The sequence below is a fragment of the Ruegeria sp. BE3 genome (assembly GCF_056538865.1).
This window is the reverse complement of sequence record NZ_JBQFTW010000017.1, coordinates 12,442-29,893: the sequence shown is the minus strand read 5'-3', so window position 1 is coordinate 29,893 and position 17,452 is coordinate 12,442. Positions and strand designations below refer to the sequence as shown.

Here is a 17,452-nt window from a genome sequence, read left to right as displayed (position 1 = left end):
GGTCACTCTTTTTTCTTCTTAGTCCCCGGCTTGCGGAAGTTCTGGCGGTTTCCGGCCCATTCATCCCAAAGCGCGGATGGTTGCTGAAGCCGCTGCTGCAGATTATCCCATGACGAAGCCTGGTATCCTTCGCCCTCGATCATGCCTTGGCCGTAATCGATGTAATCATCGCTCATATCGATACCGACGACATTGCGATGGTTAGCAATTGCAGTAAGAGCTGTTGTGCCGCTACCTACGAAGGGATCAAGCACATGGCCATTTGGCGGGCTGCCCACTTCAATGCAGCGCCTTACTAACTCAGAGGGGAATGCAGCGTTGTGCTTGGCCCGGCGATTGCGCTCAATGGGGATATTCCAGACGTCCTCTTCGACAAGCTTTGAACGATCAAAGCTGTAGAAACGTGTTTTGGAGAACATAAACACGAACTCATATTGGCGATAGGGCCTGTCGCGTGCAGTTGGCTCGACAAAGGCATTGCAGCGGTTCCAGATGATGGAGCTGCGGAGCGTCCATCCGCGCTGCTGCATTTCAAACGCGACCTTCCACGGAATGCCAATCATACTCTTCTTGGGGATATCCCATCCGCTGACGTCCACCGGACGCACTTTCTTTCTTAGAAAGTTTCGGGAAGAGCATTTGGGATCGCTGCCATGAGGCTGGCCATTACCCGAATAATAGGTGTCGCCAATATTGAGAAAGAAAACGCCTTCGGGGTGCAGCGTGCGTTTCACCTCATCAAACACACCCATTAACGCGTCAGTGTAGGCTTCAACGGATTCTTCATGGCCGAGTTGGCCATCGAAGCCGTAATCCCTCACCCAGAAATAGGGCGGTGAGGTAACAGCAACATTGAAGACATCGCTCGGCAGCGTCTTGAGCATGGAGGCGGAGTCACCATGCAAAAGTCCAGCGTAATGACCGGATTTGGCAGTATATGCATAACGGGAAGATGCCTGCTCAACGCTGGGAGATGAGGCAGATGACTCGGGTTCTTCGGTGATTACGGGGGAAGAGGCAGTATCCATTGTGTTCTTGTATCCTTCAATTACGGCCGCGCATGTCGTGTGATTGATACACACTGCGTGTGAACATAACAAGAACATCGGTGTATGCTTGGGAGCCATATCGCCGGGTGTGCCCTGGCGTTATCACTGCTCTCATTGTCGACGAATCTTCTTATTGCCCCTGTCTGCTTACACAATCTGTAGAGGTTGGTAAGCACTCTGGCAACTATCACTAGAGCTGATGGAGGGCAAACGAGGTGTTTGTGCTTTCTGTGATCCACCTTCCGTATGGCGGAGCTTCTCGTGTACCGCAAAGTTGGCCCCACACATGAGTCTAGAAGACGTACCCGCATTCAGCGTGCTGCGGCCAGGATCGATGAGATGTCGAAGTCGGCCTAAGTATTATCTAGTCGGCGGATTGTGTTGCGGTTGCGTCAGAAGACGCATGCTCCTCTTTCAGCATTAGCTGATGCGAAAGTTGATCCATCGCGCGCCTTGCGATCCTTTTGATCGCTAGCTCTGTCCTCTTCAATGATAAAGGCCAGTTGGCGGTTTCTAGGACCACATAGGCGCGAACGTCTTCGTCTGGTGCCGAGGGATACTCGGCCTTGCAAGCCGCGTACAGGTCGAGGGCCAGGCGGGCGTCATCTAACCGCAAGGTTTTTGTTGCTGGCTCAGGCGGCAACCCAAATATGTCCGACAACTCCACATCCCCGCACGCTACGATGCGCTCCAAAAGTTCGCCCCCCACGGCGCGGAGTCCATTCTCGTAGTTGAAAAGAGCTCTTCGAGTTATGTCGAATTTTTCAGCGAAGGCAGTTTGCGACAGTCCGAGTGATTTGCGGTAGTTCTTGAGGCCATTCGCGATGGATGGAGCACTTCGACTGGCGGCAAGTAGCGCCTGCCGTTGCACCGCCATCCTTTCATCGTAGGAGTCCTTAACGGCTTTTGTTTGGTGTTTTGCATCCCAAGTAGTCCGCCGTCGACGCCTAGATGAGTCGAACTTGAATGCTTTGGGGTTTGCTTCCTCAGTCATGATCAGATCCAAGTGGGAACGAATGTTCTCATAGACTCATAAGGTTATGAAGGCCAGTAGTTTTGTGTGGAAGCGTGCAAGTAGTTGTAGAAACTTGGAGAAAGCAACCTGACGGAGGCAATTCAAGTGGATGGACTCGATAACATGCTTACACCCGAGGAATGGTGTCGAAAGCTAAGCAAGTCAGGCGCTTCTGTATCTCCAAGGGCGCTGCGATCGAAAGCGCGAGAGCATGGTCAGTTCTATTCGCTTGGCCGTGCCATGCTTTTGAGCGCAGGGCACATCGAGAATCTCTTGAAACTCGACGCCTCCGAAGCGCGACAACTCAAGCAACGAGGTTAGTAGATGGAGTTCGGGGCCCATAGCATCCAACTGGTCTCATCTGACGATCTGGCGGCTGCTCTAGGTTTTGCAGCTCCAAACGATGCTTTTCGTGGCTTCTGCCGCAACCTCGGCATAACCCCTGTGCGCCGGAACCCCAATTTCTATGACCCCAAACTGGTTCGTGCGCGTCTCGATCAAGCACAGGGTTTGCAGGCCAACATCGACCGGAGCAGCAACGAGACTGATCTTGTCGAGGCAAGGAGGGCAAGACGTGCCGCGGGGTAGCCTTCCGAAGGGCGTGCATCGTGTTCGTCGCGCGACAACCGAAGGCAATCGGTTTCATTTCTATGCGTGGCGCGGCGGACCGAAATTCTGGACGGGAACAACGAAGGAGCCGCGTGAGCCCGAGTTCCTCATTGCCTTCGCCGATGCAGCCAAAGCGCGGTCGGCGACCGAATACATGACGCCAGACATGGTGGACGATTTCTTAGACAGCACAGCAATGCCTAATGGTGAACGTACACAGGCCGACTATAGAAAGTGGGCGTTGCGCTTTGCGGATGAGTTCGCTGATGATCCGGCGAAGCTTTGGGAGAACCCGAAGTCGCGTGGTGAACTCAACGAGTGGCGTGCGAAATGGAAAGACTCGCCGAAGCAGCATGATTACGCAGGCACGGTCGCAGTGCGCATTCTCAACTGGGCGCGGGATGAGGGTAAGATCGCGGCACACTACTGTGACCGGCTGCACCGCATTTATGCTGTTGATCGGGCGGAGATTGTTTGGAGCGATGCGGATCAGCGAGCATTGAAGGAGGCCGCGCCGCGTTGGGTGCAGAGGGTTTTGACGCTCGCATGCGAGACCGGCCTAAGACCAGCTGACCTCGTGCGTCTGACGCTAGGCAACCTTGAAAGCTTTGACGGTATGGATCGTTTTCGGGTGCGAACTCAGAAGCGGGGGCGAGTGGCACATATCCCTGTGACGCCCGAGCTTCGGCAGTTGATTGATGAAACACCTGCGGATCAGTTTGTTTTGTTGGTCAATGACCGGGGGAAGCCGCTCCGGCCAACGTCAGCCAGCCGAGCCATCACGCGATACCGGGACCGCATAGCCGACAAGCTGAGCGATCCAACGCTGAGGCTCCAAGATACGCGCGGAACGGCAGCCACAAGGCTTCTCCGGGCCGGTTTGGGTCTCAACCAAATCGCAAATCACATGGGTTGGTCGCTTCGCTATGCAGCCGCTGTGATCGAGCATTATGCCGCCGTTTCGCCTGCTGAGAGCGCGGAAGTCCTCGACTTACTGGAGCGCGAAAAGCAGCGCCGCGAGGGCAAAACTGTAAACGCTATTGTAAACGCCCCCGATGGGGCAAAGAGAGGAGAGAGCTAAGTGCTTGAAATTAAATGGAGGCGAGTACCGGAATCGAACCGGTGTACACGGATTTGCAATCCGCTGCGTCACCACTCCGCCAACTCGCCTTTCCCAGTGAAATCAATCACTTGCCGTGGTGTGGGTGGGGTTCTAACAGCTTTCTAAATGAAGGTCCAGAGCCTAACATGCAATTCTGGGGTCCCGGTCTGCGAATTCGACGCCGTGTCGGCAGGTCTTTTTTGCCGCGGACGGATTTGCGCTCTGGCCCGTTGCCGCAGGGGGTCGGATGTGGCACAAGCCCGATAACTGAGCGAAAAAGAATGAGCGATCACATGACAGATTTCGCAGCACGACGCCTTACTATGGTCGATACGCAGGTCCGGCCTTCGGACGTGACCAAATTTCCGATCATTGATGCCATGCTGACCGTTAAGCGCGAAAACTTCGTGCCAGATGCGCAGCGTGAGGCCGCCTATGTCGGCGATCTGATCGAATTGGGTGCCGGACGTTGCTTGTTGGAACCCCGGACGCTGGCCAAGATGCTTGATGCTTTGAATATCGCCAACGACGAAGTGGTGTTGGATATCGCTCCGGCACTTGGATATTCGACCGCGGTAGCCGCGCGCATGGCAGAACTGGTGGTTGCCGTTGAATCGGATGAGGATCTGGCCGCTGAGGCACAATCTTTGCTGATGGAAGCGGATGCCGACAATGCGATCGTGCACACAGGCCCGTTAGAGCAGGGTGCAGCCGAGCACGGACCTTATGATGTGATCATGATCCAGGGTGGGGTGGAACAGGTGCCCGACACTCTGCTGGATCAGCTCAAAGATCGTGGTCGGATTGTCTGTCTGTTTATGGAAGGCGATTTGGGCACAGTAAAAATCGGTCACAAATCCTCGGGCCGAGTATCCTGGCGCTATGCCTTTAATGCCAGCGCCCCGGTTTTACCCGCTTTTTGCGCTGAGTGTGCATTTTCGCTATAGTTAATAAATAGAAGTTTTTTGACGCCTTGATTACTTGAAAACATCGGCGCAAACTGCCTTGGTGGTTGCGTAATTTCGATTTGAGAGGATTTGGTGATGCGCGGGACGGCAACAGGGAAGCTGGTCAAAGGATTGGCTTTGGCAGCTGGTATTGCATTGAGTGCAGTGCCCGAAAGACCGGTTTGGGCGGATAATCTGACCGATGCGTTTATCGGTGCATATAACACCAGCGGCCTACTTGAACAGAACCGCGCTTTGTTGCGGGCAGCGGATGAAGACGTTGCAATTGCCCTCTCTGCGCTGCGCCCGATCATCAGCTGGACGGTACAGGTGAGCCGGGATTACACACGATCGCGCACCGGTGGAATTGTCACCACGAATGAGCCATCGAACTTTTTCAGTGGTCTTACTTTGGGTCAATTGATCTATGATGGTGGGGCATCTGTTCTGGGAAAACAGTCGGCGCAGGAAACCGTGCTGTCCACCCGCCAATCCTTGATCGATATCGAACAACAAATCCTGATCCGCGCGGCGAATGCTTATCTGGGCGTGCTGTTGCAGGAAGAAACCGTGGCGATTCGCGTGAACAACGTCGAAGTGTCTGCGGAAGAATTGCGTGCCTCTCAGGACCGTTTCGAAGTTGGTGAGGTCACCCGTACAGACGTGGCGCTGTCGGAAGCGCAGCTTGCCAGCTCGCAGGCGGATCTGGCGGTCGCCCGCGGTAACCTGAGCATCGCGCAGGCCGAATATGTAAACGCGGTCGGCAAGGCGCCGGGACGCACGGCAGGTCAGCCGAGATTGCCCAATCTCCCGCGATCAGAGGGCGATGCGATCAATCTGGCGCAGCGAAACCACCCTGCCATCCTTTCAGCGCAGCATCAGGTTCGCGCTTTGGACCTGATCGTGCAGCAACAACGCGCAAATCTGGGTCCGAATGTCAGCTTGAACGCGGATGCGGGCATTACGGAAAGCTACGACAACGACAACTATGTCAACGACGCGACGATCTCGCTGAACTTCAATCAGCCGATCTATTCCGGCGGTGGGCTGGCCGCGGCTGTGCGTCGCGCAATGGCGACACGAGATGCGTCGCGCGCAAATCTGCTGAATGTGCAGAAAGATATCACGCAGGGAGTCACGGATCGTTATGCGGCATTTCAGGCTGCCTCAGCCAGCTTGCGGGCCTCGACCGAACGGGTTCGCGCCTCGCAGGTCGCATTCGACGGTATCCGTGAAGAGGCAACTCTGGGCGCACGGACCACATTGGATGTTCTGAACGCGCAGCAGGATTTGCTGGATGCGCAACTGGCCGAGGTGGCGTCACGCACGGAACGGTCCCGCGCTGCGTATGAGTTGCTGCAGGCTCAGGGGTTGCTGACTGCTGAGCGCCTGGGATTGGCCGTTCAGATCTATGATCCGACGCTGTATTACAACCTGGTTAAGAAGGCCCCGTCGCAGATCAGCAAGCAAAGCCGTGATCTGGATCGAGTGCTCAAGGCGTTGCGCCGCGACTAAGTGGCATCACTACCGGTTGTGGTGAGGGTCCGGATTGGCTACAATCGGACTTAGGCTTAGAGCGGTAGTGAATTATGTCAGATAGTGTTGTAAATACCGGTTCTCAGGACGTTCTTTCGTCGGTCAAACGCTTGGTCAACGAAGATACGCATGAGGAATCAGAATTTATCTTTATCCCAACCGCTCCGGCACCCAAGCCGGGTCGGCTCGTTTTGACCGATGCGCTGCGCGTAAGCGACGAACCGCTGATGCCCGAGAAGCTTGCGCCGCTCAAATTAACACCGCGGCACAGCGCCCCAGAGAGTGCGCCTGCGGAGGCTGCGAATGCGCCTCAATCCCCTGCCGAACCGATGCGCTTGCAACCCAGTGATGTCGTGCGCGAGGGCGACGCGAAGACAAAGGTCGCTCAAGAAGAGGCCCCCAAACGCGATCTGGCTGGCAGTCTGAGCGCCAAGATCGAGGCCCTGGAAGCCGCTATCGCACGGACCGAGGATCAGTGGGAACCCGATGGCGAAAGCGATGACGACTATTCGGGAACCAGGACCAAGGCTGTTGAATGGCCGGTTGAAAATGGTTTCGCTCAAGCCAAAACCACCGAACCCGAGGCAGAACAGGCCGCGACCTTCGTGCGCGCCCCAGCTGTTGCCGGAGATAAGGCCACCAAGCCTTCTGTGTTGAACCTGAGCGAAGAGGAACTGCGCGAAATCGTGACTCAGATCGTCAGGGAAGAGCTGCAGGGCGCGCTCGGGGAACGGATCACACGCAACCTGCGCAAAATGGTCCGGCGCGAGATTGCCCGGGCTATTGCGGGGCAAAGCGCCAAATAATCGCTAACCGCGCCGAGGTTCTTGCGCAAGCGCCAGCAAAAGATCCAGATTCATATGCTTCTCCAGATGGTCGGCAAGATCGTCCAGAACCTGCTCGACCCCATCCTCATATGCGTTTTCTGCGCTCACACCCAATTGCGCCAGATAGCTGGCGCGAAACGCGTCCGAGGTGAAGATTCCATGCAGATAGCTGCCGCGTATCCGACCATCGGCGCTTGCGGCCCCTTCGGGCCGTCCTTCGATTTGTAGCCATGCGCGGGTGCAGTCCGGTCCATCTGTGCGGCCCATATGGATTTCGTAACCACTTACCGGTTCGCCATTGGGTAAGGCGGTCGCGTTGCGGAGTGTGACTTGCTTCTGCCCCACCATCGTAGTGCTGACATCCAGCAGGCCCAGCCCATCGACCGTGCCGGGGCGGCCATCCACGCCATCGGGGTCAGAGATAGTCTTGCCCAACATCTGATACCCGCCGCAGAGCCCCAGAACATGCCCACCCCGGCGCACATGCGCATAGAGGTCGATATCCCAGCCCTGTGCGCGGAAATAAGTCAGATCGCCGATGGTTGACTTGCTGCCCGGCAGCAGAACCAGATCCGCGTCGCCGGGCAGGGGATGGCCGGCTGGAATAATCTCGACCGACAAACCCGGCTCAGCCGAGAGCGGGTCGAGATCGTCGAAATTCGCCATCCGCTCCAGCTGAGGCACTACGATTTTGCAGTCTCCACCCGTGTGCGAGCGGATATCCATCATATCCTCAGCGGGAAGTTTCCACGCGTCATGGAACCACGGTACCACGCCTAGACAGGGCCAACCGGTGCGGACGGCGATATCGTCACGCCCTTCATCAAAAAGCGACACATCGCCTTTAAACCGGTTCACGGCGAAGCCCCGGATCATCTGCACATCTTTGGCGTCCAAAACCGCCTGCGTTCCTACGATCTGGGCGATCACACCTCCACGATGAATATCGCCGACCAGCACCACCGGAACGTCGGCGGCGCAGGCAAAGCCCATATTGGCAATATCCCCCTTGCGCAGGTTTGTTTCGGCGGGGCTGCCTGCACCTTCGATCAGAACCAGATCGGCATCACCGCACAAACGATCAAAGCTCTCCATCGCCGCGTTCAGCAGTTTGGATTTATCTTTGCGATAATCACCCGCCTGCATTGTGCCTGCACGCTGGCCTTGAACGATAATCTGAGCGCCAGTATCGGTTTCGGGCTTGAGCAGGATCGGGTTCATATCCGTGTGGGTTGGCCGTTTCGCAGCCCGCGCCTGTAGCGCCTGAGCACGCCCGATCTCACCCCCGTTTTCGGTGACGGCAGCGTTGTTCGACATATTCTGCGGCTTGAAGGGCGCCACCCTCAACCCGCGCCGCGTGTAGGCGCGTGCCAGCCCGGCCACCAAAACCGATTTTCCGACATTGCTGCCAGTGCCCTGAATCATGATGGACCGCGCCATGGACCCTCTCCTATGTTGATGCGCAGATGACCTGATTTGGTGGCAAAGGAAAAGCCTAGATGAACACACCTGCGCATCTTTTGATTGGCGCTGCCGCCTTTGCCCGCCCGGCCCGAGGGCCCGTCTTGTGGGCGGTGGTAGGGGGATCCCTGTTGCCTGATCTGTCCTTGTATCTGATGGCAGGGGTGTCGCTGTTCCTGCTCAATATCCCAGAACAGGTCGTGTTTGGGCAGCTCTACTTCTCTCCGGGTTGGCAGACGGTTTTTGCCGTCGACAACTCCTTTTTCTTGTGGGGGATGGCTCTGGCCTTGGGGCTTTGGCGTGGATGGCATCTGTTGACGGTCGGCGCGTCGGCAGGCCTTCTGCATCTGGCACTGGATTTCCTGCTGCATGCGGGTGACGGGCGACCGCATTTCTGGCCGTTCAGCAATTGGGTATTTCACAGTCCGTTCAGCTATTGGGACAGCGCGCACCATGCGCTGTGGATCGCACCGATTTCCATTGCGATGTGCATCGGGTCCTACGGAATTCTGTGGCGCCGAGGGCTATCAACATCAGCCAAGCTGGTATTTGCATTGATGCTCGCTGCTGAGCTTTGGGTCGCGCGGCAATGGCTGCTGTTTTTCTGAACCTTCTTGGTCGGCAACGAAAAAGCGCGCCCTGCTGAGAGGGCGCGCTTTTTGCACGAAATACAGAACGTGATCAGGCGGCTTCTGCCTGTTGTGCTGCATTCCGGCGTTCGCTTTCCTCGCGCGACAGCGCAACCGAGGTCCGCACACCGCGGCCTACGAATTCCATCAGGCCATCGACAACCCGCTCGTTCGGGTCGATACCAGCGCAGGACAGCACTTCGCGCCCATCGCGCGAACGGGCCCAACGGGCGATTTGTTCAGGACCATTACCGTATTTCTTGTCATCGGCGATGGCGTCGTCCAGAGCAGCCAGTACAACGGCCGCGAAAAGTTTGCGTGCACGATTGCCTTGCTCGTTGTTAAAGGCAGTGCCGTCAACGAAATCTCTCATCTCGTTTTCCTTGTTGTTCTTGCTCTTGCATTTTCGGCGTGACGGTCCTTATGACCTATTAGGTGCGATTCGGATACACCTAAAATGCATAGTTGCGTTGCGTCATTTGCATGGCTTGCTGCGGTTGCAGCACTAGGTCTCGTTGTCTTGTCAGGTGTGGTCACGCCAGATATAGGGACGGCAACTGACGCATCAACCGTTTATGAAGGATTTAAGTCATGCCCAAGATAAATGGGAACGAAATTCGCCCCGGCAATGTGCTTGAGCATAACGACGGGCTGTGGGCGGCGGTCAAAGTAGATCACGTAAAGCCCGGTAAAGGCGGCGCTTTTGCGCAGGTCGAATTGCGCAACCTGCGCAATGGCTCGAAGCTGAACGAACGTTTCCGGTCAGCGGATAAAGTTGAGCGCGTACGCCTGGAGCAGAAGGATCAGCAGTTTCTGTACGAATCTGACGGCATGCTGGTGTTCATGGACTCTGAAACCTATGAGCAGATCGAGCTGCCTTCGGACCTGCTGGGTGAGCGTCGTCCGTTTCTGCAGGACGGCATGACCATTGTTGTTGAGTTCTATGAATCCGAAGCACTGAACGCCACGTTGCCCCAGAAAGTAACCTGCAAGATCGTCGAAACCGAACCGGTGGTCAAAGGTCAGACCGCTGCGAACTCGTTCAAACCGGCGATATTGGACAACGGCGTCAAGGTCATGGTTCCGCCTTTTATTGGCCAGGATGAGATGATCGTAGTGAACACCGAGACCATGGATTATTCCGAGCGCGCCTGACACTGCGCCGGAAGGTTACCAAAGGGGCTGAACACGGCCCCTTTTTTTATGCGTTGGTGCGACGGTACCGTTCGGGATGGTCGCCGAACAGCTCAAGCACAAGCTCGTATTTGATGCGATTGGCGCTTACCTGCCGGTAGAAAGCGATCAGGAATGCAGTTGGCCCCTGAATGCGGCTGAGCCCGCTGGTGGCAGCCACGACGGTGCCGACATCCGTCCGGCCCTGCAGCACCAGCCAGCCCCCCAGCATCAGAACGCCAACCGTGCCTGCGCCATTGATGACGCTTAGCAGGAATTTCGCGGAGAGCTTCCACAGGAACATCTTGCGACGCGTCTCGTAGATGTCGTCGAACAGCCGTTCGATGTCCTGTGCGGCCGCGTCAATATCCTGTTGAGTCAGACGGTCGGTCGAGTCCCGCAGGATTCGCACGCGCTCGGCCACGAAGACGTTCACTTTGCGCTGTGAGATCAGAACGATGATGATCTGCGGCACGATCATGGAAAAGGCGATCAGACCCAGCCCGGGTTGCGTCGATGAGATATAGCCGATGACGCTGATCAACGTGCCGATCTGCACCACAGGGTCTGAAAACGCGCCGCCGGCGAATTTGCCCAGTTCTTCGGCCTCGGCGGACACGGCGGTTGTCATCGTGCCGGTGCGCAGGTCTTCTCCGGCCTGGTCGATATCCACAGCGCGAACCAGCAACCGCCCCCGGATCAGGCGTATGAGGTCTTCGCCCAAGGTTCCAGCCCGATAGCCCAGCACCCATTTCAATGCGAGGCTCAGCAGGATGATCGCCATCATACCCGCGCACAGCAGGACCAGATGATTGACGTCGATATTGTCCGAGGTGAGGTGATTGACGATGTCGCGCTGAAACTCCAGCGGGGCGGCGGCCAGCGCGGCGATCGCTAATGAGAGCAGGATGAGGATGATCTGACGACCGGCGCTGACGCGCCAGATAGCGGAGTAAAGACGTAACATGCGGATATCCCGATACCTGAGTAACCCCAGTGATACCGCGTGCAGGGCAGGGGTCAAACATACATGACGGGTTGCTTCCGCCGCGTGCCGCGAGGGCAACAAGTATCAGCCGGGAAAACGCAAGTTTGCTTCGCCCGCCTGCATGTCATCGCCCGCACGATCAAGCCGGAGATAGGCAATGGCCTTGCCGCCCGATTGCGTAAACAGAACGCCTGCTGGTTTGCCTCCGGACTGAATTTCCGTACCGACCGGGGCTGATCCAGAAATCTCGACAACCCGCAGACCTTTCCGCAACTCGGTCTTGTGCTTCATCCGTGCGGTGACCTCTTGACCCACATAACAGCCTTTCTTGAAGTCCAGACCGTTGAGAGCCTCGAACCCGGATTCCAGGATATAGCTGTCGGGGTGCAGTTCGACGCCGCTTTCGGGGATGCAATGCCGCACGCGGATGGAGTCCCAATCGGTGTTGTCTTCGTTTTCGGGGCTTGTTGAATATATGCGCCAGCCAAGATCCGGGTGGCGCGGGTCGGGCAGGGCACCTTCAGGCGCGGGACCGGTTCCACGTTGCAGGTTCAGATCGGTGACCTCGATCTGCACGTCAGCGCGCAGCTTGTACATGTTCAGGCGTTTCTGAATCCCATCGGCCAACGCTTCGGCTATGTCCAGAAGGATCGAATCCCCGTCCCGCTTCAAGAAAAAGTCGGCCAGATATTTACCCTGTGGCGTCAGCAGCGCGGCATAGACTAGCCCATCATCCAACCGCCGGACGTCGTTGGTGATCAACCCCTGCAGAAAACTGACTGTGTCCTTGCCGGACAGGCGCAGAATGCGGCGATTGGGCATGGTTTGATCCTCGTCATCTGGTCTGGCCCCGTGATATAGGAGTTCGCGCCGCCATGACCAGAGGGTTTCAGACGTGCCCGCTCCGATCTCTATCGTGATCCCTACCTTGAATGCCGAGCAGGTCCTGCCCGCAACGCTGCAGGCGTTGATGGAGGGACTACATACCGGGCTTATTTGCGAGCTGATCGTGACCGATGGCGGTTCGGAAGATGCAACGCTTGAGATGGTCGACGAAGCGGGGGCCGAGATTATCACGGGTCCGCCATCGCGCGGGGGGCAGCTGCGGCGTGGTTGCGCAGTGGCAAAGGGCGCATGGCTGCTGATCCTGCACGCCGATACCGAATTGCAGACCGGGTGGAGCAGCGTTGTCGCCGACCATTTGCCTTCGGGACGACCGGCAGTCTTTCGGCTTCGCTTTCGCACCAGCGGCTTTGGTGCGCGTTGGGTGGCGGGCTGGGCCAATCTGCGCAGCCGTGTCTTTGGACTGCCCTATGGCGATCAGGGGTTGCTAGTCCGTCGCGCAGACTATGATGCGGCGGGTGGGTTCCCCGACCAACCGCTCATGGAAGATGTGGCCCTGATCGGGGCTTTGTCGTCGGTTACGCTGTTGAAGGCCGACGCGTTTACGAGTGGGGAACGCTATATCCGTCAGGGCTGGTTTCGTCGCGGCGCGCGGAATCTCTGGACTCTGATGCGCTATTTTCTGGGGACTGATCCAGAGCAGCTGGCGCAGACGTATCGGCGTTGAAAGCTGTGCGCAGCTCGACAATGGATTTACCAAGACGAAAGGGTGCTGCGAAGCTGACCAGACACAGCGCGATGATCTGAAGCACCAGGATATGCGCGTTCGCCTGCAGATATTCCCACTCATCCTTGAGCTTGCTGACCTGCTCGATCAGGTCATCATAGCTCTGGGCCAGGATCAGATAGTCGCCCGCAATCGCAGGCACCTTGCGTCGCATGTTGTCGATTGCGGCCTGTGTTTCTTCGTCGAGCGACGTGAAGACAAGAAACTGATCGATGCTGAACGCATCTGCTTTTGCCGCCATTTCGCGCGCTTCGTCCATGTCGTCTTTCGCGCTGCCGCCGAACAGGAAATGTAATCCCTGCAGTGGCGCGACCTCATTGGTCACGGCGATGAACAGGGGTAGCTCAGAGTTGCTAGCGGTGGAGGCAGACAGGAATTCGACCTTTTCACACAAGACGGCTGTATCGGGGTCATAGGCGGGATCACAGAACCGCAGCCGGAACCGCGCTGCATCGCGGTCAAAGGCCAGCGTGGCGGCATACGCGACATCGATCTGGCGATCCAGACGGGAACTGTCCGTGGTATAAAGCCCCGCAAGCACGGCCACCAGCGCACCAATTCCGCCCAGCACGACCCAGACCAGATCGGCAAGCTTCCACGCCCGGTGCCCGGCAGGTTTGCGAAACAGAAAGCCCGTGCCGACCAACCCGATCAGGAAGAACAGGATCAGCAGCGGTAGTTGGTTTTCAGCAACAAAAGTCATGGCTCAGAGTGTACGGTCTGCATGCGGACTGGCAACAGTCCTCACGCGCAGTTGTAACGCATGCGATTGTGTTACGATCCCGAGCTCTGGCCGAATTTGCGAAACAGTTTTGTGCGATCGAACGCCTGCTCCAGCTCATCCGTGCGCTGTTTGACGCTATCCCAGAGGCGTTCCTGCATCTCGGCAATCACGCATTCCAGCAGCACCATCAGTGATGCCATCGAATCCCATGCGGACGGCACTGCGATCCGGGCCGCGAATGTGTGTTTTGCCAGCCGGTGGATAGGAGATCTCCACTGATCCGTCAGCAGAACAACGTCGGCTCCACGCTCGTGGCAGAGCTGGCCGATCAGAAGGGTCGTGTTTTCATACCGGCGCACATCAAGCGCCACCAACACATCACCCTCGCGGACTTCCAGCAGATCATGCGTCCATGAGGCAGCGTCTGATAGCAGCTTTACATCCGGGCGGATCATTTGCAGATGCAGGTAGAGGTATAGCGCAAGCGTGCCGGTGATGCGGCCCCCGGTGATGAAAACACGCCGATTGGGATCACAAAGCAGGCGGCAGAAGCTGTCAAACTCTTCTGGATCGACCTCATCGATCGAACGCCTTTGATTATCCAATGCCTGACGTGAATAGCGGTTAAGGATGTGTTCCTCAGGTAGGTCATTCTGCCAGACATCCCGCTTGGCGACAGGCCCCGAGATCATTTCTTTTACTTCGCCGCGGATTGCGGCCTGAAACTGAGGGTAACCGTCGAACCCTGTTTTTTGCAGCATCCGCGCAACCGTGGTCGTCGAGACCGAAGCAACGCTGGCCAGTTCCGTTATGCTGCCAAGACCGGCCATCGGATAATCATCCAGCAGCACATTCACCAACTGCCGCTCGGATGGCGTCATCGTTTCGCGATGCGCAAGGAGCCTTTCTGTCACTCGCACGGCTAGTTCCTCGGTTCGTTGGTGATCGCTTTGATGTAGAAAATTTGACAAAGCGATCTCGTGTGGGGAGATTTGTACAGGAAAATAATTGACAGGTGAAGAATAGCTGTAGAAATCTTTCCACATGGAATCACACAAGACCTCTCCTTCTGCCGTGCATCCGGATTTCGGCCCTGTCGTTCACATCGATGAGGCGCCGAGCGATCCTCGGGTCATCGTGGTCTGTGAACACGCCTCACGCCGTATCCCGGACTGGTTGGGGGATATGGGGTTGAGTGCCGCAGAGCTGAGCAGCCATATCGCTTGGGATCCGGGCGCGCTGCCGGTCGCGCAGGCGCTTGCCCGGCAGCTAAAGGGTGCTTTTGTTCATGGCGAAGTTTCACGGCTGGTCTATGACTGCAATCGACCACCCGAAGCCCATGATGCGATGCCAGAGCGGAGCGAGGATACAACGATCCCCGCCAATGTTGCTCTGAGTGCGCAGGCTCGGCAGGAGCGGGTCGATGGAATCTACACGCCGTTCTGCCATGGGTTGGCAGACGTACTGACCCGTCATGCTTCCACTTTGGAGCTGATGGTGACAGTCCACAGTTTTACCCCGATTTACCGAGGCAAGCGGCGGGAGGTTGAGCTGGGCTTGCTGCATGGCAAGGATGCCCGGTTCGCAAAAGAGATGCTTGCCAGCGCACCTTCTGAGCTGCCCCTGATCACGCGTTTGAACGAACCCTATTCGGCGGCGGACGGCGTGGCGCACACTCTGGATCACCATGCTTTGCCCAATGGACTGCTGAACGTCATGATCGAGATACGGAACGATCTGATCCAGACATCCGAGCAGCAACAAGCAATCGCCGATTGCCTGGCCCCCTGGATCGGACAAACACTGACGGCTTTGCGAGGCAGTGAAATCGCATGATCAAAGCGATGGCGGCATATGTTCGGGTTGTCGATGCGGTGAACTACCGGATCGGGCGCGTCATGATGTGGGGCCTGTTTGTGATGATGGGCATCCTGCTTTGGTCGTCGATCTCGAAGACCTTCTTCCTGCCATCCCTTTGGACACTGGAAATGGCGCAATTTGCGATGGTGACCTATTACATCGTGGGCGGGCCATACTCGATCCAGCTGGGTTCAAACGTCCGGATGGATCTGTTCTATCATAACTGGAGCCCGCATCGGAAAGCTTGGTTCGATGCCTTCACGGTTCTCTTGCTGATCCTCTATCTGGGTGTGCTGTTCTACGGTGGGCTTGGGTCCACTGCTTACAGCCTCGGCTATTGGGGCGATGAGCCTATTGCCTATTTCACCGGCCTTCTGACCGGAAGCGAAGAGATTGGCCGGCTGGAGCGATCCTCGACCGCGTGGCGACCCTATATCTGGCCGGTGAAGGCGATCATGGTCTTCGGCTTCTTCCTGATGCTGCTGCAGGCGATATCAGAATTTTTCAAAGACATTGCGCGGATCAACGGGCAAGAGATCGGGGCAGCGCGGGCATGAGCCAGGAATTTATCGCAATCTTCATGTTTGCCTCGATGATGCTGATGTTGTTCACGGGGCAACGCGTCTTTGGTGCCATCGGCGCGGTCGCGGCCATTGCGGCGCTGGCGCTATGGGGCACAGGCGGGCAGGATATCCCGTTCTCAGCCGCGATGAAGCTGATGAAATGGTACCCGCTGCTGACGCTGCCGATGTTCATCTTCATGGGCTATGTCCTCAGCGAAAGCCGTCTGGCCGACGACCTCTACCGCATGTTCCACGTCTGGATGGGGCCGGTGAATGGGGGGCTTGCCATCGGTACCATCGGGTTGATGGTGCTGGTCTCGGCCATGAACGGGCTCAGCGTGGCTGGTATGGCCATCGGGGCGACGATTGCTCTGCCCGAGTTGCTCCGGCGCGGATATGACAAGACCATGGTGACCGGGGTCATTCAGGCCGGGTCGAGCCTTGGTATCCTCGTGCCGCCGTCGGTGGTTCTGGTGCTCTACGCCATGATCGCGCGGCAACCCGTGGGCCAGTTGTGGCTGGCTGGCATTGTGCCGGGGCTGCTGATGGCGTCGATGTTCATCCTCTATATCTGGATTCGATGCAGGCTGCAGCCGCATCTGGGCCCGGCGATGGAAGACGCGCATGAGGTGCCACGGGCCGAGAAGCTGCGGCTTCTTGGGGCAGGGGCTCTGCCGCTGATCATCTTTGCTGCGATGATGCTTCCGTTCGTGAACGGCTGGACTTCGCTGGTGGAAAGCTCGGCCATCGGGGCGCTGGCGGCACTGGTGGCGTCTATTCTCAAACGTCGGATGACGTGGAAGATTTTCGAAGACTGCACCAAGCAGACGCTGGCGATTTCGTGCATGTTCATGTGGATCATCCTCGCCGCGCTGGGCTTCGGGGCGGTGTTCGACGGACTGGGCGCAGTCAAGGCCATCGAGAACCTGTTCACCGAGCAATTGGGTTTGTCGCCCTGGCTGATCCTGATCCTGATGCAGCTCAGCTTTATCGTCATGGGCACGTTTCTCGACGACACGGCGATGTTGGTGATCGTGGCCCCGCTCTATGTGCCGCTGGTCGGTGCGCTTGGGTTCGATCTGATCTGGTATGGTGTGCTTTACACCATCACCACCCAGATCGCGTATATGACGCCGCCTTTCGGCTATAACCTGTTTCTGATGCGGGCGATGGCACCGCCCGAGATCAGCCTGAAAGACATCTATCGCTCAATCGTGCCCTTTGTCGGGGTGATGGTCCTGGCACTGGCGATCATCATGACATTCCCCGAGATCGCCCTTTGGCTGCCCGGGTATGTTTACGGAAATTAACCAGAAGGCCCGGCAAACGGGCACCCAAA

Annotated in this window: 17 protein-coding genes, 1 tRNA gene and 1 pseudogene; 10 read left to right on the top strand and 9 right to left on the bottom strand. The window is 57.2% G+C overall.

Annotated elements, in window-relative coordinates; genetic code table 11:
• Positions 1-2: 2 nt before the first annotated feature.
• Both ACR0AZ_RS21065 and ACR0AZ_RS21060 read right to left on the bottom strand, forming a co-directional pair.
• Positions 3-1,028 carry a DNA-methyltransferase gene (locus ACR0AZ_RS21065; RefSeq protein WP_480668183.1) on the bottom strand — a complete coding sequence of 342 codons (1,026 nt, stop codon included), beginning with the start codon at positions 1,026-1,028 and terminating at the stop codon, positions 3-5.
• A gap of 385 nt (positions 1,029-1,413) precedes the next feature.
• On the bottom strand, positions 1,414-2,043 hold the full coding sequence (locus tag ACR0AZ_RS21060) for a helix-turn-helix domain-containing protein (protein WP_480668182.1): 630 nt from the start codon (positions 2,041-2,043) through the stop codon (positions 1,414-1,416).
• 595 nt (positions 2,044-2,638) lie between these two features.
• On the opposite strand from ACR0AZ_RS21060, the gene ACR0AZ_RS21055 reads away from it, so the two are divergent.
• Positions 2,639-3,754, top strand: a complete 1,116-nt coding sequence (locus ACR0AZ_RS21055) for a tyrosine-type recombinase/integrase (RefSeq protein WP_480668181.1) — start codon at positions 2,639-2,641, stop codon at positions 3,752-3,754.
• A 15-nt stretch (positions 3,755-3,769) separates the two neighbouring features.
• Here ACR0AZ_RS21055 and ACR0AZ_RS21050 read toward each other — a convergent pair.
• A tRNA-Cys gene (locus ACR0AZ_RS21050) sits at positions 3,770-3,843 on the bottom strand.
• Positions 3,844-4,068: 225 nt separating this feature from the next.
• On the opposite strand from ACR0AZ_RS21050, the gene ACR0AZ_RS21045 reads away from it, so the two are divergent.
• The 3 genes from ACR0AZ_RS21045 (at position 4,069) to ACR0AZ_RS21035 (ending at position 7,064) form a co-directional block, all read left to right on the top strand.
• Positions 4,069-4,722 carry a protein-L-isoaspartate O-methyltransferase family protein gene (locus ACR0AZ_RS21045; protein ID WP_480668180.1) on the top strand — a complete coding sequence of 218 codons (654 nt, stop codon included), beginning with the start codon at positions 4,069-4,071 and terminating at the stop codon, positions 4,720-4,722.
• Between the two features lie 96 nt (positions 4,723-4,818).
• Positions 4,819-6,237, top strand: coding sequence for a TolC family outer membrane protein (locus ACR0AZ_RS21040; protein ID WP_480470248.1), 1,419 nt, complete (start codon positions 4,819-4,821; stop codon positions 6,235-6,237).
• Positions 6,238-6,311: 74 nt separating this feature from the next.
• Positions 6,312-7,064 carry a hypothetical protein gene (locus ACR0AZ_RS21035; protein ID WP_480470247.1) on the top strand — a complete coding sequence of 251 codons (753 nt, stop codon included), beginning with the start codon at positions 6,312-6,314 and terminating at the stop codon, positions 7,062-7,064.
• A 3-nt stretch (positions 7,065-7,067) separates the two neighbouring features.
• On the opposite strand, the gene ACR0AZ_RS21030 is transcribed toward ACR0AZ_RS21035, so the two are convergent.
• Positions 7,068-8,525, bottom strand: a complete 1,458-nt coding sequence (locus ACR0AZ_RS21030) for a cobyric acid synthase (protein WP_480668179.1) — start codon at positions 8,523-8,525, stop codon at positions 7,068-7,070.
• 59 nt (positions 8,526-8,584) lie between these two features.
• Here ACR0AZ_RS21030 and ACR0AZ_RS21025 point away from each other — a divergent pair, with 59 nt between their 5' ends.
• Positions 8,585-9,154 carry a cobalamin biosynthesis protein CobQ gene (locus ACR0AZ_RS21025; RefSeq protein WP_480470245.1) on the top strand — a complete coding sequence of 190 codons (570 nt, stop codon included), beginning with the start codon at positions 8,585-8,587 and terminating at the stop codon, positions 9,152-9,154.
• A 73-nt stretch (positions 9,155-9,227) separates the two neighbouring features.
• On the opposite strand, the gene ACR0AZ_RS21020 is transcribed toward ACR0AZ_RS21025, so the two are convergent.
• Positions 9,228-9,548: a DUF6280 family protein gene (locus ACR0AZ_RS21020; protein ID WP_170572372.1), complete on the bottom strand. Its 321-nt coding sequence runs from the start codon at positions 9,546-9,548 to the stop codon at positions 9,228-9,230.
• Between the two features lie 218 nt (positions 9,549-9,766).
• Between ACR0AZ_RS21020 and efp the strand changes: the two genes are divergently transcribed.
• Positions 9,767-10,330, top strand: a complete 564-nt coding sequence (gene efp / locus ACR0AZ_RS21015) for an elongation factor P (protein ID WP_420586640.1) — start codon at positions 9,767-9,769, stop codon at positions 10,328-10,330.
• 46 nt (positions 10,331-10,376) lie between these two features.
• On the opposite strand, the gene ACR0AZ_RS21010 is transcribed toward efp, so the two are convergent.
• A complete protein-coding gene (locus tag ACR0AZ_RS21010; RefSeq protein ID WP_480668178.1) occupies positions 10,377-11,315 on the bottom strand; it encodes an ABC transporter transmembrane domain-containing protein in 939 nt (312 codons plus the stop codon).
• Between the two features lie 105 nt (positions 11,316-11,420).
• Complete coding sequence (gene ygfZ / locus ACR0AZ_RS21005; RefSeq protein WP_480668177.1) at positions 11,421-12,158, bottom strand: CAF17-like 4Fe-4S cluster assembly/insertion protein YgfZ; 738 nt, start codon at positions 12,156-12,158, stop codon at positions 11,421-11,423.
• A gap of 73 nt (positions 12,159-12,231) precedes the next feature.
• Here ygfZ and ACR0AZ_RS21000 point away from each other — a divergent pair, with 73 nt between their 5' ends.
• Positions 12,232-12,906: a TIGR04283 family arsenosugar biosynthesis glycosyltransferase gene (locus ACR0AZ_RS21000; RefSeq protein ID WP_480658151.1), complete on the top strand. Its 675-nt coding sequence runs from the start codon at positions 12,232-12,234 to the stop codon at positions 12,904-12,906.
• A gap of 7 nt (positions 12,907-12,913) precedes the next feature.
• Here ACR0AZ_RS21000 and ACR0AZ_RS20995 read toward each other — a convergent pair.
• Together ACR0AZ_RS20995 and ACR0AZ_RS20990 are read right to left on the bottom strand one after the other, a co-directional pair.
• Positions 12,914-13,669, bottom strand: a pseudogene (locus ACR0AZ_RS20995) (hypothetical protein); the annotation flags it as partial.
• Positions 13,670-13,740: 71 nt separating this feature from the next.
• Positions 13,741-14,604 (bottom strand): MurR/RpiR family transcriptional regulator, encoded by an 864-nt coding sequence (locus tag ACR0AZ_RS20990; RefSeq protein ID WP_480470241.1) that lies wholly within the window; start codon positions 14,602-14,604, stop codon positions 13,741-13,743.
• 130 nt (positions 14,605-14,734) lie between these two features.
• Here ACR0AZ_RS20990 and ACR0AZ_RS20985 point away from each other — a divergent pair, with 130 nt between their 5' ends.
• From ACR0AZ_RS20985 to ACR0AZ_RS20975, 3 genes are read left to right on the top strand one after another with little or no spacing between them, the layout of a single operon-like run.
• The gene (locus ACR0AZ_RS20985) at positions 14,735-15,526 is read left to right on the top strand and encodes an N-formylglutamate amidohydrolase (RefSeq protein WP_480668176.1); all 792 of its coding nucleotides are present in this window, start codon (positions 14,735-14,737) and stop codon (positions 15,524-15,526) included.
• Entirely contained in the window at positions 15,523-16,107 is a 585-nt protein-coding gene (locus ACR0AZ_RS20980; RefSeq protein ID WP_480470239.1) for a TRAP transporter small permease subunit, read from the top strand. Before ACR0AZ_RS20985 ends, ACR0AZ_RS20980 begins: the two co-directional genes overlap by 4 nt.
• Positions 16,104-17,423, top strand: coding sequence for a TRAP transporter large permease (locus ACR0AZ_RS20975; RefSeq protein ID WP_480470238.1), 1,320 nt, complete (start codon positions 16,104-16,106; stop codon positions 17,421-17,423). The genes ACR0AZ_RS20980 and ACR0AZ_RS20975 overlap by 4 nt, the downstream gene beginning before the upstream one ends.
• Positions 17,424-17,452 lie beyond the last annotated feature (29 nt).